This window comes from Blastococcus sp. TBT05-19 (assembly GCF_003319095.1).
In the GTDB taxonomy this organism is placed as follows: Bacteria; Actinomycetota; Actinomycetes; order Mycobacteriales; family Geodermatophilaceae; genus Blastococcus.
Genome location: NZ_QOHI01000001.1, coordinates 172,921 through 188,649 on the forward strand (window position 1 = coordinate 172,921; position 15,729 = coordinate 188,649).

A 15,729-nucleotide genomic window follows, 5' to 3' on the forward strand; every position below is an offset into this window, starting at 1 on the left:
ACGGACCACCAGGGTCCGCGTGACGGCGGACCCCGATGACGGCCGACCTGGGCAGCAGCCGCCCCGGTGCCCGGAGCGAGCTCGACGTCGTGCCCACCGTGTTCTCGGAGAACTTCGCCGTCGACGCCCGGGTGGAGGCCCAGCCCTCGCCCGTGCCGGCCGTCGGTGCGACGGAGCTGCCCCCCGCCACCGAGGAGCGCGCCCGGCGCCGGGTCGAGCGGCTCCGGCGGGCCTTCTGGGTGCCGGCGATGCTGCTGCTCGCCGTGGACGTCGCCGCTTTCGCCGCGGCGACCCTGCTGACCGGCACGGCCCAGCCCAAGGGGCTCGTCCTGCTGCTGCTCGTGGTGGCGCTCTACCAGCACGCCGGGCTCTACCGGTCCCGCCTCACCTTCTCGATCCTGAACGACATGCCGACCCTCGTCGGGCGGGGCATCGCCGCGGGCGCCGTCGTGATGGTGCTCGGCGGCCTGGAGGACGGCCGGGCGGGAACTGCCCGGCTGGGCACCGCGGTGATCTTCGTGGTGCTCTCCGTGCTGGGCCGGGCCCTGGTCTACCACGGGATCCGGGTGGCCCGTCATCGTCACCACCTCCAGCAGCGCACCCTGCTGCTGGGGGCGGGCCAGGTCGCCGGCACCCTCGCCGAGAACCTGCTCGAGCACCCCGAGTACGGCCTGCACCCCGCGGGCTTCGTCGAGGACGACCCGCTGCTGGGCGAGGGCGAGCGCCCGGTGCCGGTGCTGGGCAGGTACGAGGACCTCACCCGCGTCCTCGTCGACCACCAGATCGACATGGTCATCGTCACCTACGGTTCCGTGCGCGATCCCTCCATGGTGAGCCTGCTGCGCGCCTGCGACCGGCTCGACTGCGAGATCTACTTCGTGCCCCGGCTCTACGAGCTGCACGTCGCGACGAAGGACACCGAGGTCCTGTGGGGTGTTCCGCTGATCCGCCTGCGCCGGGCACCCTTCCGCACGCGGGCGTGGACGGGCAAGCGGATCTTCGACGCCGCTGTCTCGGGTCTCGCTCTGCTGCTCGTCTCCCCGGCCATGCTCGTCTGCGCGGCCATGGCCAGGTACGAGACCGGCACGGCGATCTTCCGCCAGCAGCGCATCGGCCTGGACGGGCGTCCCTTCGAGATCCTCAAGTTCTGCTCGCTCCGCCCCGCTGCGGCCACCGAGTCGACCACGAAGTGGAACATCGCCGAGGACGGCCGGGTCGGCCCCTTCGGCAGGTTCCTCCGGCGCTCCTCGCTGGACGAGCTGCCCCAGCTGTGGAACGTGCTGCGCGGCGACATGAGCCTGGTCGGCCCCCGACCTGAGCGGCCGTTCTTCGTGGACGAGTTCGCCCGCCGCTACCCCTGGTACACCGCCCGGCACCGGGTGCCTGCCGGTCTGACCGGCTGGGCCCAGGTCCACGGCCTGCGCGGCGACACCTCGATCGCCGACCGCGCCAAGTTCGACAACTTCTACATCGAGAACTGGTCGATGTGGGGTGACATCAAGATCTTGCTGCGTACCGTGGGCAAGGTGCTGGGCGCAGCGGGTCGGTGACGCCCGTTGTGAGGACGTGATGCCGGTGCTGGTTCCCAGCACCGGCGGGGTCGTGTCCAATCGAGGAACACGGCGCGTGCCCCGCACAGGCTCGGAGACACACGGGCGACACCCCAGGACGGGGCGGAACTTCGACATCCGTGCTGCACCAGCAGCATGGCCTGACGTGACAGGACGACATCGGTGGATCTGACCGAGGCAGCACAGCGCATCTTCAAGTACCACTGGGTCCTCATCCTCGTGACCACCCTCGTCGGACTGAGCATCCCGCTCCTGCTCGCGCAGGCGCAGGAGGACGAGTACCGGGCCAGCGCACGCATCGTCATGGGCTCCACCGACCCCCGCGACGGCGAGGAGGCCACCAGCCAGGCCGACGCGGCGCTGGGTGTGGCCACGAGCCCCGGCGTGGTCGGCGACGCGCTGACCGAGACCGGCGTGCAGCGGGACGCCGACGAGGTCGCCGGGCGGGTGCGGGTCGAGCCCGTCGGCACCTCCGGAGTGCTCGAGCTGGCGGTCACCGACCCCGATCCCGCGGCGTCCGCATCCCTCGCCAACGCGCTGGCCGATGCCATCGTGGAGCGGCGCACCGAGGCCGTCCTCGGTGACACCGAGCGGCTCCTCGCAGCCACCGACGAGCAGATCACCGAGCTCACCGCGACGGTCACCGCGATCCAGGAGGAGGCGGCCGCGGCGGCCCGCCAGGAGAGCCTGGCGATCTCGCGGGGGCTGACCCCCGACTCCACGCTCGACGCGATCGAGCTGCGCAACGACCAGGCGGTCGACCAGCTCAACCGCGCCCAGGACCAGCGCCAGCTGCTGGCGCAGACCCTGGCCGAGACGGTGCGGCCCGAGGTGATCGACCGGGCGCCGGAGCAGGGCAGCCTCGTCGACACCTCCCTCCCGGCCCGGCTCGCCGTGGGCGCTCTCCTAGGGCTCCTGCTCGGGATCGCCATCGCGGCGGCGCTGGAGGCGTGGCGTCCGACGCTGAACGGGCACACCCTGGCCCGTCACTTCGGGGTGCCGCTGCTCGGGCACCTGCCGCGCCTGCCCGGCCGCGGGGCCGGCATCGACGACCCCCGGCTCACCACCTACGTCTCGCTCGCGGCCGACAGGGCAGGGGTGCGGTCCTACGAGCTCGTGCAGGTCGGCCCGGCGACCGACGTCTCGCCCCTGGCCGAGGCGCTCGCCCGCGGCGACGGCGACCACGACGTGCTCCCCGCCGAGGAAGGTGCGTCGAACGGGGCGCTGGTGCTCTCCACCAAGTCCCACGGCGGTGCCGGCGTCATCGTGGTGGCGCCGGAGAAGACCAGGTCCACGTGGCTCGAGGACCTCGAGCGGCACGTGCAGCTGACCCGGCAGCCGGTCATCGGCGTCGTCACCTACCGGAAGCGGGCAGCGGACCGATCCGGCACCGCGGGCCAGGACGTGCCCCGGACGGGGGCGAACGGCGGCGCGAAGGCGAACGGCGGCGCGAAGGGGCGCGGTAGCACGAAGGCGGACGGCGGCGGAACCGGACGTCCCGAGCCGGGCACCAAGCCCGACGCGACGTCCTCCGCCGCCACCGGGTCCTAGGACCGGGTCGTGGCTACGCACCGCGCCGCACGAGGGAAGCGGGGGGTGGATACCGCCGACCAGTGGGAGGGCGGTCAGCCGCCCGGCGGTCGTCGGCCCCTGAGGTCGCCGGACACCGAGCCGGGAACCGGTGTGCTCGCCGTCCTGGGGCTGGCGATCGCCTCGATGCCGCTGGTCGCCCCCAAGGCACCGGGCAACGCGGCACCGATCGATGCGCTCATGGCTCTCGCCCTGCTCGCGGTGTTCGCCTGGGCGCTGCGCAACCGGGTGCTCATCCGGGTCCCCTACGTCGTGCCGATGGCGGGTCTGGTGCTGACCGGCTTGACGGCCGCGCTGATGAGCCTGGCGCCGACCAAGGGCGCCATCGCGGTCGCGCAGGAGATCTTCCTGCTGCTCTGGTGCACCGCCATCGTCGCCGTCTGCCGGACGCCGCGGATCCTGTTCCAGCTCATGCGTGTGTGGGTGCTCAGCGCCACCGCGTGGGCCGCGCTGCTCGTGGCCGCGGTCACCGTGGGGTTCGAGCCCATCGTCGGGGCGACCGAGGGCGGCGGGGCGCGGGCCCGGCTCTTCTTCGACCACCCCAACATGGCCGGCAACTTCTTCATGGTCACGGTCTTCATCGCGGTGGCTGCGGGCTATCCGACCCGGCGCTCCGCGCGCGCCGGCGCCGTCGGCGTCCTCCTGCTGGCGCTGCTCATGACCGGGTCCAACGCCGCACTGCTGTCCCTGCTCGGCGGAGCCCTGGTCGCGCTGTTCCTGCACGTGCGCGCGCGGTCCGGCATGGTCGCGGCGACCGCGACAGCGCTCTGCCTGGCCGGCGGGCTGGCCGCCGGCTGGTTCGTCATCGGTCAGCCGCTGCTGGCAGCGGCCCAGCAGAGCGACAACCCGCTGCTGCGCTACTCGCTGGGCCGTGGTGAGGCCAGCGCCGAGGGGCGCGTGGACCTGTTCGCCTCGCAGTTCGAGCTCTACGAGCGCGGCAACCTGTTCGGCATCGGCCCGGCCGGCACCAAGGAGGCGCTCGGCGCATCGGCCGCCCAGACGGTCAAGGAGGCGCACAACGACTACCTGGCCACGCTCGTGGAGCGCGGCCCCCTGGGCCTGCTGGCGCTGATGGCGCTGGTCGCGGTGATCGCCTACCGGTCCGGGGCCATCACCCGGCGTCCGTTGCCGCCCGGGCTGGCCGCCGCGGTGCCGGTCCCGGCGGCGTTGGTCGGGCTGTGCGCGACCTTCGCCCTCACGGCGGTGACGCACGAGATCCTGCACTACCGGTGGTTCTGGACGACCCTCGGTCTCCTCGCCGCCGTCCACCTCCTGAACAGCCGGGCGCCGGGCGCCTTCGCCGACGACGACGTGATCGAGACGCCGGGACCGTCCACCTCGGGCAGCGGGATCGGCGCCCTCGCACGACGTCCGGCGAGCGCTTTCTCCAGTGCCGGCTGAGCCGACCCCCAGCACCGCTCCCGCCGGTCGGCGAACGCAGGGGCTGGTTTCGAACTCGACCTCCCAGCTGCTGACCTTCGGGTTCCGGGCGATCGCCGGCGTCGGCGTCGTCGTCCTCCTCGCCAGGAGCGGCGGCCCCGAGGACCTCGGCGTCGTGCAGTTCGCCCTGACGCTGACGTCGCTGCTCCCCTTCTTCTACGGCGTCCCGACGCTGCTCGCCCGGGAGGTGGCCCGCCGGCCGGACACGGCGCGCCGGTGGGTCGAGGCGGGCACGCTGCTGTCGCTGGGCTTCGGCACGCTGTTCACGGCTCTGCTCTTCGGCGTGCCCCTGGCGATCGGCGCCTCGCAGGCAACGGTGCTCACCATCGGCATCGCCGGCATCGGCATGGCGTTCGACGGCATCGCCCGGGTGCAGTTCGCGGTGTTCTGGGCCTGGGAGCGGCTCAGCACCGAGACCTGGATCACCGGTCTGCAGGAGGCCGCCTACCTCGGGGGGACGGCAGCCGTGCTGGCCTCGGGTGGCGGACCGGTCGCGGCCACCGTCGTCTTCGCCGCATCGCGCGCCGTGGGCGCTCTGATCAGCTGGGGCGTCGTCGGCGTCCGGCTCGGCGGGCTGCCGGTGCCGCGGGTGGAACGCGGCGCGCTGCGCCCGATCCTGCGGCAGAGCACGCCGTTCGCCCTGTCCGACACCCTGACGCTCACCAACGGCCGGTTCGACGCCGTCCTGCTCGGTCTGCTGGCCGGACCTGCGGCGGTCGGCCTCTACCAGGCCGCCACCAACCTCGTCCTGCACTTCAACGTCATCGCCCGCAGCATCAACCGGGCCGTGTTCCCCCGCATGGGACGGGCCTGGCCCGACCGGCCCGACGAGTTCGGCCGGCTGCGCAACCTCTCGTTGCGCGTGCTGGCCTTCATCGCCCTCCCGGTGACCTGCGCATCACTGCTGCTGGCGCCGCGCACGCTCGACTTCCTGTACGGCCCCGAGTTCGCACCGGCCGTGCTCACCTACCAGCTGCTGATCGCGGTCATCGCGGTGCGCATGATGAGTCACACGTTCAGCCTCTCGCTGACGGCCGCCGACCGGCAGAAGGAGCGCACGGTGGCGGTGGCGACCGCGGCGGTGCTCAACATCGGGCTCAACTTCTACTTCATCCCCCGCTTCTCCTACCTGGGTGCGGCCATCACGACCGTGATCTGCGAGACCGCGCTGCTCGTCGCCTACGCGGTGCTGCTGCGCCGGGTGGCCGGCCGCTCGGAGCTGTTCCGCGCCAACGGGTGGCCGCTGCTGGCTGTCGTCCCGATGGCCGGCGCGATCGTGCTCACCGCCGACCTGCACGTGCTGGTCAGCCTGGCAGCCGGGCTGGCCGCCTACGGCGCGGCGGTGGCCCTGATTGCGGCGCTGCGGGGCGGAGGCGTGAGCAGGAAGCGGCCGGCCCGGGCGCTGGCAGCGCTGGTGCAGCCGGCGCTGCCGCCGGTCAGCGGGGCGCCGACCGGCGGCTCGCGGTGAGCACGCCGGTGAGCACCGACCGGTAGGACGCCTCGATGGCGTCGGGGCTCCAGCTGGACACGTCGGCCACGACGTCCGGCTCCGGCGAACCGCCGAGCCAGTGCTCCACGGCGTCGACAGCCAGGTCCACCCGCCCGTGGGGCACCGGGGTGCCCCGGGCGCCGAGGGCCAGGAGCTCGCGGACGCCTTCGACGTCGAAGGCCACGTAGGGGGTGCCGGCGGCGGCAGCCTGGACCAGCACCTGGGGAAGCCCCTCGGCGTCGCTGAGCAGCAGCACGACGTCGACGGCCCGCAGCGCCTCGTGCACGAGCCGCGGTTCGGACAGGTAACCGGTCAGGACGGCGTGGTCGGACAGGCCCAGCCGGGCCAGCTCGGCGAGCAGTTCGCCGCGCTGCGGCCCGTCGCCGATGACCAGCAGGTCCGGCGGCGTGGCCGTGCGGTCGTGCAGGTCCCGCAGCAGCCGGGCCAGGAGCACCGGGTTCTTCCGCGGCTCGAGGCTGCCCACGTAGCAGATCAGCGGCCGGCCGGGCGCGGTGCCGTGCCGGGCGTCCAGGCGCTCTCGAGCCGCTGCCCGGGAGGACAGCTCACCGGGCAGCGGGACGCCGGAGCGCACGACGTGCAGCCGGTCGCGCGGCACGCCCACCGCGGCGAAGCGGTCGGCGAGATCGGCCCCGACGACGGCATAGGCCGCGGTGCGGGGACCCAGGAGGCGTTCCAGCCGGCGGAACACGGCGTTCTCCACCCGCCCGTAGCCGGGCCCGAAGCTCGCCATCGAGAGCGAGTGGACCGCAGGGGGGCCACCGGCGGCCGCTGCCGCGCGGGCCAGCACCCCTGCTTTCGACTGGTGGGTGACCACCACGGAGTAGGCGTCGCGCCGCAGCTGCCGCCACAGGCCGATGAGCGCCCGGACGTCGTCCACCGGGGACACCCGGCGGACCAGGGCGGGCAGCACGGACACTTTCTCGGCGCCGGTCTGCTCGGCCGCGAGCTCGACGTCGGAGTCGGCCCCGACCAGCAGGTGGTGCCGGAGGTCGGGCGTGGCGCGGACGATGTCGCGCACCCGCCGCTCGGAGCCGCCGCGCTGGTACCGGGTGATCACGTGGAGGGCGATCGGTCGCTGCTCGATCCTGTCGGCCTGTTCGTCGTCCACGCACCGGATCCTCCCTGACGGTGCCCGGCCGAGGAGCAGGCAGGCGAAAAGATCAACCTCCCGGGGTCTTCCGGCTACTCGTAGTGACGATCCGGCCCCGACGATGACTCTGCGTTGACATATCCGTCGGCGGCACGGACGCTGACCCGGATCTGTTGCGCACAACACGGGGATTCTCTTGACGCTTCGCTTCCTGCTCCGCCTCGTCGTCGTCTGCGCGCTCGCGGCAGGAGCGCTGACCGTCCTGCCGACGGCGGCCTCGGCCGCGACGCTCGAGGCGACGGTGGTGGCCGCTCGGGACACCTCGGTCTGGGAGCGTCCCAGCCCCGACCCCTCCGGCATCACCTACGACCCCGTCCGCCGCCAGCTGATCATCAGCGACGGCGAGGTCGACGAGATGGCGCTGTACGCGGGGACGAACCTCTTCCTCTCCAGCCTCGACGGGACGCAGGCCCCCGACTTCCCCGGCGGGACGACGCTCCCGCACTCCAACGAGCCCGCGGGTGTCAGCTACCGGTCCGCCGACGGCACGCTGTTCGTCTCCGACGACGACAAGGACCGGATCTTCTCCTTCGAGCCGGGCGGCGACGGCCGGCACGGCACCGGGGACGACACCGTCACCTCGTTCTCGACCCGGGACGTGATCGGCAACAGCGACCCCGAGGACGTCGCCGTCGACATGGACGTGACCGCCAACGGGCACGTCCTGGTCATCGACGGCACCGACAAGGAGGTCTTCGACTACGGCCCGGGCGACAACGGGGTCTTCGACGGGCTCGCCCCGGACGGCGACGACACGGTCACCTCGTTCGACGTCTCCCGGCACGGTGCCCTGGACCCGGAGGGTCTGGTCTACCAGCCGCAGCGCGGCACCATCCTCGTGCTCGACGACGCGAGCGAGAAGATCTACGAGGTCAACCGGCAGGGTGCGCTGCTCAACGTCGTCGACATCGCACCCGTCGGCGCGCGCAAGACGGCGGGGATGACCCTGGCCCCGGCCAGCGACGGATCCGGACGGCAGAACCTCTACGTCGTCGCCCGCGGGTACGACAACGACTTCGACCCGAACGAGAACGACGGCATGTTCTACGAGCTGGCCGTGGACTTCCCGCCGGTACCGGATGCTCCGCCGAACGCGGCACCCACGGCGGACGCCGGCCCCGACGCGACCGTCATCGCGCAGTCCGACGTGACGCTGCAGGGCTCGGTGAGCGACGACGGCCTGCCCAACCCGCCGGGAGCGACGAGCGCGACCTGGCGCACGATGAGCGGTCCGGCCCAGGCGGCCTTCGCCGACCCCTCCGCGGCGACGACCGCCGTCTCCTTCCCCGAGCCCGGCCTCTACGTGCTCCGCCTGACCGCTGACGACGGCCAGCTGGTCGACTCCGACGAGGTCAGGATCGCCGTCCGGCGCAGCGACGGCTCCGGCGTCTTCGACGTGCCGCTGCGAGCCGGCTCGGACGACGCAGAGGGGCGCTTCCGCCAGACGTTCGTCGACGGCAACGACCTGGAGCTGGTGACCGACGGCACGTCGAACCAGCAGGTCGGCCTGCGCTTCGCCGGCGTCCCGGTGCCGCAGGGCGCCACGGTCACCTCCGCCCACGTCCAGTTCAGCGCCGACGAGGTGACCACCGGCGCGGCGGACCTGCTCGTCCAGGGAGAGGCAGCCGACGACACCGAGGGCTTCACCAGCGACGCGGGCTCCGTGTCGTCCCGTCCGCGCACCGAGGCCTCGGTGGCCTGGCAGCCGGCGCCCTGGTCGACGGTCGGGGCCCGCGGGATCGAAGAGCGCACGCCCGACCTGACCTCGATCGTGCAGCAGATCGTGTCGCGCGAGGGCTGGGCAGAGGGCAACGCGATGACGTTCGTCCTCACCGGTACCGGCACGCGGACCGCCGACGCGTACGAGGGCGGCCCGCAGAACGCGGCCGCCCTGCACGTCGAGTTCGCTGCCCCGCTCCCGGCCAACACGGCGCCGACCGCGTCGGCCGGCCCCGACGTCTCCGTGGAGCGGGATCAGCCGGCGACCCTGGCGGGCACGGTGTCCGACGACGGGCTGCCGTCGGGGTCGACGCTCGCCGCCCGGTGGACCCAGCTGAGCGGTCCGGGCACGGCGACCTTCGCCGACGCGTCGGCGGCCTCGACGACCGCCACCTTCTCGGCGGCGGGCACCTACGTCCTCCGGCTGACGGCCGACGACGGGGAGCTCACCGGCACCGACGACCTGACCGTCGACGTGGTCGAGCCGCCGGTCGTCGCCCCGGTCCCGGTGTCCGGATCGGTGGACGTGCCCGTCCGGGCAGGCGCCGACGACGCGGAGGAGCGGGTGAACGGCAGCGTCTACACCAGCAGCGGTGACCTGAACCTGGCCGTCGACGGCACTCGGACGCAGACGATCGGCATGCGGTTCGCCGGTGTCGAGGTGCCGCGAGGCGCCACGATCACCGCCGCCCACGTCCAGTTCCAGGCCGACGAGGTGGACTCCGGCGCGACGACGCTGCGGATCGCCGGGCAGGCCGCGGACGACGCCGCCGCCTTCACCGCCACTCTGGGGAACATCTCGGCACGCCCCCTGACCGGTGCCCGTGTGGAGTGGGCCCCGGCGGAGTGGACGACGCTCAAGGAGCGGGGCCCGGCTCAGCGGACGCCCGATCTCTCGGCCGTCGTCCAGGAGGTCGTCGACCGCACGGGCTGGTCCGACGGGCAGGCGCTGGCCCTGGTGGTCACCGGCTCGGGAACCCGCACCGCGGAGGCGTACGAAGGCGGCGCGGCCAGGGCCCCGGTGCTGCACATCGAGTTCAGCACGGACGGCACGGAACCCGGGAACGGCGGGGACGGCCCGGGCGACGGGGGTGCGGACCCCGGCACCGGAGGCACGGACCCCGGCACCGGAGGCACGGACCCCGGGAACGGAGGCACGGACCCCGGCACGGACGGCGGGGTCGTGACGCTGAGCGTGCCGGTCACGTCGGGCCTGGACGATGCCGAGGAGCGGGCCGGCGGTGCGGTCGGCACCACCAGCGGTGACCTGAACCTCGCGCTGGACGGCACCCGCCAGCAGACGATCGGCATCCGCTTCGCCGGCGTCGCGGTGCCGGCGGGGGCGACGATCCTCGAGGCCCATGTCCAGTTCCAGGCCGACGAGGCCGATTCCGGAGCGAGCAGCCTGACCGTCGCCGGTCAGGCCGCCGACAGCGCGACGTCGTTCAGCACCACCGCGTTCGACGTCTCGTCGCGACCGAGGACGTCCGCCACGGTCGACTGGTCCCCGGCGCCGTGGCCGACGCTCAAGGAGCGCGGGGTGAACCAGCGGACGCCGGATCTGGCCGCGGTCCTCCAGGAGATCGTGGACCGGCCGGGGTGGGCCGAGGGCAACGCGCTGGCGCTCCTGGTCACCGGCTCGGGCACCCGCACGGCCGAGTCCTTCGAGGGCGGGGCGGCCAAGGCTCCCGTCCTGGTGCTGCGCTACACGATGTGACGTCGGCCGGCGCTGCGCCCACAGATTGACCCGCAGCGTCCGTACGTCGAAGGTGGACGGGTTCCATCATCTTTCGTCGGGGGATCTCCATGGCAACCGCTCTCGTCAGGGGATCGTCAGTGACGATCGGTCGTGTACGAGCACTGCTCGTCACCACGTTCGTCGGGGTCGGTGTGGCAGCGCTGCCGGCTGCCCCCGCCTCGGCCGGGGTCGTCGCTGCGACGCTGGTCAAGCAGACCCCGACCGGCCAGGGCTCGACGTGGGACGCGAAGGGGCACCCCAGCCCGGATCCGTCGGGGATCACCTACAACTCGCGCACGGGTCAGCTGCTCATCAGCGACGGCGAGGTGGAGGAGACCGGACCCGCGTACCCGAACAGCGTGTGGCGCGGCACGAACCTCTTCGTCGCCGACCTCCGGGGGAACCTGGTGACCACGGGCCTGGACACGATGGCCTACACCCCCGAGCCCACGGGTGTCGGGTTCCGTCCCCGTTTCACGGCATCGTCCGGGCACACGTTCCCCGAGCGGCTCTTCGTCTCCGATGACGACCGGCACCGGGTGTTCGAGGTGGCCGCCGGCCCCGACGGCGTCTACGGCAACGGCGACGACACGCAGACGTCCTTCGACGTCGCCTTCCTCGGCCACGGGCCCGAGGCCGACGCAGAGGACGTCGCCGTCGACCTCGAGGCCACGCGCAACGGTCAGCTCCTGATCATCGACGGGCTGAACAAGCGGGTCTTCGTCTACAACCCGGGGCCCGACCGCGTCTTCAACGGCCAGTCGCCGGCCGGGGACGACTACGTCGAACGCGTGGTCGACGTCGGGGCCTACGGCGCCGGCGACCCCGAGGGCATCGCCTTCAACGCCTCCCGGAACACCGTGCTCGTGCTGGACGACACGAGCAACAAGCTCTACGAGCTGGCGCTGAACGGCGCTCTGCTGAACACGGTCACGTTGCCGTTCACGATGAAGAGCGGGGCCGGCCTCGCCCTCGCACCGGCGAGCAACGGCTCGGGTGGGCAGAACGCCTACATCGTCGACCGCGGCGTGGACAACGACTCGAGCCAGACGCTCTTCAACGACGGGCAGCTGTACGAGGTGGCCATCCCGGGGATCCTCTCCGGCGGCACCGCCCCTTCGCCGCCCCCGCCCGGCTCCGGCACCCTCGAGATCCCCGTCCGGGCGCAGGCGGACGACGCCGAGCAGAAGGCCAGCGGCAGCATGACGCTGACCAGCGGCGACCTCAACCTCGGCCAGGATGCGACTGCGCCCATGATCGCCGGGATGCGCTTCGCCGGCGTCGGCGTGCCGAAGGGGTCGACCATCACCAATGCCTGGGTGCAGTTCCAGGCCGACGAGGCGCACTCCGGTGCGACCGATCTGACGGTCCGGGCGCAGACCGCCGGCAACGCGGCCGCCTTCACGACGACGACCGGCGACATCACCTCCCGGCCCCTGACGGCCACCAGCGTCGCTTGGCAGCCGGCGGCCTGGCCGCTCGACGCCCGGAGCACGGCTCAGCGCACGCCGAACCTCGCACCCGTGCTGCAACCGGTCGTCAACGGTGCCGCCTGGGCGAGCGGCAACGCGCTGGTCCTGGTCGTCTCCGGCACCGGCGAGCGGACGGCGGAGTCGTTCGACGGTGGTGCCGCCAAGGCCCCGGTCCTGCACATCGAGTACGGCCCGGCGTCGGGCACCGGCACGGCGAATGCCGCACCGACCGTGAGCGCCGGGCCGGATTCCTCCGTGGTGCGCCCGGGCGCGGCGACGCTCAGCGGGTCGGTGACCGACGACGGCACGCCGTCCGGTTCGACGACGTCGGCGTGGAGCAGGCACAGCGGACCGGGCACCGTGACCTTCGCAGATGCACGCTCGGCGTCGACGACGGCGACGTTTTCCGCGGCGGGCACCTACGTGCTGCGACTGACCGGCAGCGACGGGGCGCTCACCTCCACCGACGACGTGACGGTCACGGTGACCGATCCGACGACACCGCCGCCGCCCTCGTCCGGCGTGCTCGACATCCCGGTCCGCACCAGCGCGGACGACGCGGAGGAGCGCTCGTCGGGGGTGACCCTCGGCAGCGGCGACATGAACCTCGTCGTGGACGGATCGACGATGCAGACGGTCGGGCTGCGCTTCGCCGGGGTGCCCTTGCCGCGAGGCGCGACCATCACCAGGGCGTTCGTGCAGTTCCAGGTGGACGAGGTGTCCACGGCTGCAGCGAGCCTCCGCGTCGCGGGGCAGGCGGCGGACGACGCGGCCTCCTTCACGACCGTCGCCGGGAACATCTCCGGTCGGCCGCGGACGGCGGCGAGCGCGGCGTGGGTTCCCGAGTCGTGGCCGACGGCCGGAGCCCGCACGGCGGCGCAGCGGACGACGGACCTGTCGCCGGTGGTGCAGGAGATCGTGAACCGGGGCGGCTGGGTGAGCGGCAACGCCCTCGCCCTGATCGTGACCGGTACGGGGGAACGCGTCGCCGAGTCCTTCGACGGTGGCGCGGCCAGAGCCCCGGTCCTGCACATCGAGTACCGGCTCGGCTGATCCGGAGGCCCGGCCGCCGGATCAGGCGGCGTCAGGCGCGCGGGGGCGCGGCGATCCGGTCGAGCAGCTCGGTGTAGCCGGTTCCTGCGTCCCCGGCTCCGCTGACGTGCAGGGCCTCGCGCGCGCCCGGGGCCGAGGCGGCCCACCACTGCGCGAGCCGGTCCAGCAGGTCAGCGCCACGCTGCAGCTCGGACAGCTGCTCGCCCGCGGGGAGCTGCTGGGTCCGGCTGTGCCGGGACGGCCGCGCCGCGAGGCGGGCGAAGGCGACTTCGGGCGGGACCTCGACCACCACGAGCAGGTCGGGCGACCGCCAGGCGGCCGGATCCTGCAGCGCGGCGAGCACGGGCCCGACGTCGCCGCGGAGCCCCATCGACCAGAGCGCCTGGACCGGCCCCTCGTCGAGCACGCTGACCTCATCGCGGGGAGCGGACGTGAGCACACCCTGGGCGACGAGCCACTGCACCAGTCGGCCGGCCAGGTCGCCGAGGCCGTGCTGGCCGCGGGCGGCGCCGCGCAGCACCCGCGCCGTCGTGACCGGGGAGCCGACCACGGCCGCCCCCGCGACCGATGCCTTTCGGGCCAGCCTGCGGGCCGTGGGCACCGAGGGCCCGAGGGGCGCCTGCGGCTGCCGGGTGACGATGCCCCGTGCGGCGAGGTCGGCGGTGAGGGCCTGGGCGAGCCGGCTCTTGCCGGCCCCCGGGATGCCGACCAGCTCGACCAGCGTGCCCGACGACCGGCCAGCGGTCACAGGTTGGCCCAGACGGCTTCCCGCGCCTCTGCGAGGACCTCTCCGGCCGGGCGGGAGGCGTCGAGCACCTGCGCCGTGGTGTTGCTCCAGTCGGCCGCGTAGACCTCCGCGGACCGCGGCCGCACGAAATCGGCCGGATCGACGCCCTGCTTGCGCGCGACCGCCGTCTCCGGGTCGACGCGGAGCACGAGCAGCAGGTCGGGGTCGGTGATCGCCGCGTACTGGCGCTGCTCGGCCGCGACGAGGCGCCGGGCCAGGGGGGACAGCCCCTCGATCGGCACCCAGCTGGTGCGCGAGCCGTCCATGAGCGTGACCTGGGCGAGCGGGAAGCGATCGCAGACGACGATGTAGCCCTTGGCCGCCAGGCTGCGGGCACGGCGGTGCTGACGCCGGCGGTCCGACGCGGTGACCAGCTGCCACAGCAGCCAGGCGTTGCCGGGGAACTGGCCCTGGTGCTCCGCGGCCGTGGGGTAGTTCGGCAGCCAGCGGCGCACGAGACCGACCCCGCGGGCCAGGCCCAGCGCCCCCTTCACGGCCATGTTCGTCGCGCTGCGCGGCGGCTTGCCCATGTGCAGCACGCGGCTGTCGAGCGGTCCGTTCAGCCAGTCCGCCAGGTTGTCGACGAGGGTCGACTTGCCCGCCCCGTCACCCCCGACGATGGCGATGACGCGGCCCCCGGCCATCAGGCGCTTGGTGTTGCGCTGACCGAGCGCGTAGTGCCGCACGCCCCACTCGACGCGACGGCGGACCCGCGTGAAGGTGTCCAGAGCCGGTCGGCGGCGCATCAGGTCGGAGGCGCCGGAGACGACGCGGCGACCCGTGACGAGGCGGGTCACCAGGCCCCGCTGCTGGTGGAGCGCCTCGAAGTGCGCCGTCCAGGCGTCCCAGCCGATCTGCGAGAGGTGGTCCTCCACGACGCGACGCAGCTCGGCGGGCTCGGAGCGAGCGTGCAGGTACTCGAGCTCGCGGCGCTCGGTGCCCTTCAGCGGTGCCAGCCCGAACGCGGCGGCGTCCCAGGTGCCGTGTTTCAGCGCCAGGCGCAGGACGAGCACGGCGAGCTCGAACTCCGGCGCGGGCACGGGGAAGAGCGGCCCCTGCGTGCAGGAGGCGAGGTAGGCCGGCTCGATCGGCAGGTGCACGTTCTTGCTGGTGTCGTCGCCGAGGACGAGCTGGGCCTGGGCGTCGACATGCACGAAACGGCCCGTCGCCCGGTCCAGGCCGTAGAAGTGCAGCACTCCCGGCACGAACCGCCGGCGCTGGGGACGCGCCTGCTTGAACCCGCACGCAGCGAGCACCTCGACGAAACGTGTCAGGTGCCGCCGGTCGACCAGCAGGTCGAGGTCGTTGTCTCCGGAGGCGGACAGGTGCAGGACGTCGTTGCTCTTCCAGTGGCAGTAGGACACCCCGGCCTCCTGCAGCCGGGCGCAGAACTCGACCACGAGAGCCAGGGGCGCCGGCAGGGCCTCCTCGGAACCGCTCCACCCGGTGCCGTCCGCTGCCGCAGGTGCGAGTCGTTCTGGTGCCGCCACGTGTGTCCTCTCGCCGGTGCCCCGGTGGTGGGATGATCCCTCGGGCGCGCTCATCGCCGTCCTCGTCCCGGATCTGTTGTCCGAACTCCTGGGCAATCGTGCCCGGTCGAGTATGGCTTGCGCACCGACTGCCACCCGTCGTGGTGACGTGCACGTGCCGACGGACCGATCGAGCCGCTGGCCGGCCGGCCGGACGCGGGTACGCTGGC

The 15,729-nt window shown here is 73.3% G+C and carries 9 protein-coding genes; 6 read left to right on the forward strand and 3 right to left on the reverse strand.

What is annotated here, in order from left to right:
• Positions 1-35: 35 nt before the first annotated feature.
• The 4 genes from DQ244_RS00815 (at position 36) to DQ244_RS00830 (ending at position 6,069) form a co-directional block, all read left to right on the forward strand.
• Positions 36-1,550 carry a sugar transferase gene (locus DQ244_RS00815; protein WP_113809595.1) on the forward strand — a complete coding sequence of 505 codons (1,515 nt, stop codon included), beginning with the start codon at positions 36-38 and terminating at the stop codon, positions 1,548-1,550.
• A gap of 183 nt (positions 1,551-1,733) precedes the next feature.
• On the forward strand, positions 1,734-3,122 hold the full coding sequence (locus DQ244_RS00820) for a hypothetical protein (protein ID WP_113809596.1): 1,389 nt from the start codon (positions 1,734-1,736) through the stop codon (positions 3,120-3,122).
• A 45-nt stretch (positions 3,123-3,167) separates the two neighbouring features.
• A complete protein-coding gene (locus DQ244_RS00825) occupies positions 3,168-4,562 on the forward strand; it encodes an O-antigen ligase (RefSeq protein ID WP_147251437.1) in 1,395 nt (464 codons plus the stop codon).
• Positions 4,552-6,069 carry a flippase gene (locus tag DQ244_RS00830; RefSeq protein WP_113809598.1) on the forward strand — a complete coding sequence of 506 codons (1,518 nt, stop codon included), beginning with the start codon at positions 4,552-4,554 and terminating at the stop codon, positions 6,067-6,069. Before DQ244_RS00825 ends, DQ244_RS00830 begins: the two co-directional genes overlap by 11 nt.
• Here DQ244_RS00830 and DQ244_RS00835 read toward each other — a convergent pair.
• Positions 6,038-7,219, reverse strand: coding sequence for a glycosyltransferase (locus DQ244_RS00835; protein WP_158544438.1), 1,182 nt, complete (start codon positions 7,217-7,219; stop codon positions 6,038-6,040). The genes DQ244_RS00830 and DQ244_RS00835 overlap by 32 nt on opposite strands.
• Positions 7,220-7,397: 178 nt before the next feature.
• Here DQ244_RS00835 and DQ244_RS00840 point away from each other — a divergent pair, with 178 nt between their 5' ends.
• Positions 7,398-10,697 (forward strand): PKD domain-containing protein, encoded by a 3,300-nt coding sequence (locus DQ244_RS00840; protein ID WP_158544439.1) that lies wholly within the window; start codon positions 7,398-7,400, stop codon positions 10,695-10,697.
• Between the two features lie 119 nt (positions 10,698-10,816).
• Positions 10,817-13,243, forward strand: coding sequence for a PKD domain-containing protein (locus DQ244_RS00845; protein ID WP_147251440.1), 2,427 nt, complete (start codon positions 10,817-10,819; stop codon positions 13,241-13,243).
• A 31-nt stretch (positions 13,244-13,274) separates the two neighbouring features.
• Here DQ244_RS00845 and DQ244_RS00850 read toward each other — a convergent pair whose 3' ends face one another.
• Both DQ244_RS00850 and DQ244_RS00855 read right to left on the reverse strand, forming a co-directional pair.
• Complete coding sequence (locus DQ244_RS00850; RefSeq protein WP_113809602.1) at positions 13,275-13,991, reverse strand: AAA family ATPase; 717 nt, start codon at positions 13,989-13,991, stop codon at positions 13,275-13,277.
• Positions 13,988-15,430: a hypothetical protein gene (locus DQ244_RS00855; RefSeq protein WP_113809603.1), complete on the reverse strand. Its 1,443-nt coding sequence runs from the start codon at positions 15,428-15,430 to the stop codon at positions 13,988-13,990. The genes DQ244_RS00850 and DQ244_RS00855 overlap by 4 nt, the downstream gene beginning before the upstream one ends.
• Positions 15,431-15,729 lie beyond the last annotated feature (299 nt).

Coding starts and splice junctions, on each gene's coding strand:
- DQ244_RS00815 (WP_113809595.1), top strand. CDS start 36: ATGACGGCCGACCTGGGCAGCAGCCGCCCCGGTGCCCGGAGCGAGCTC.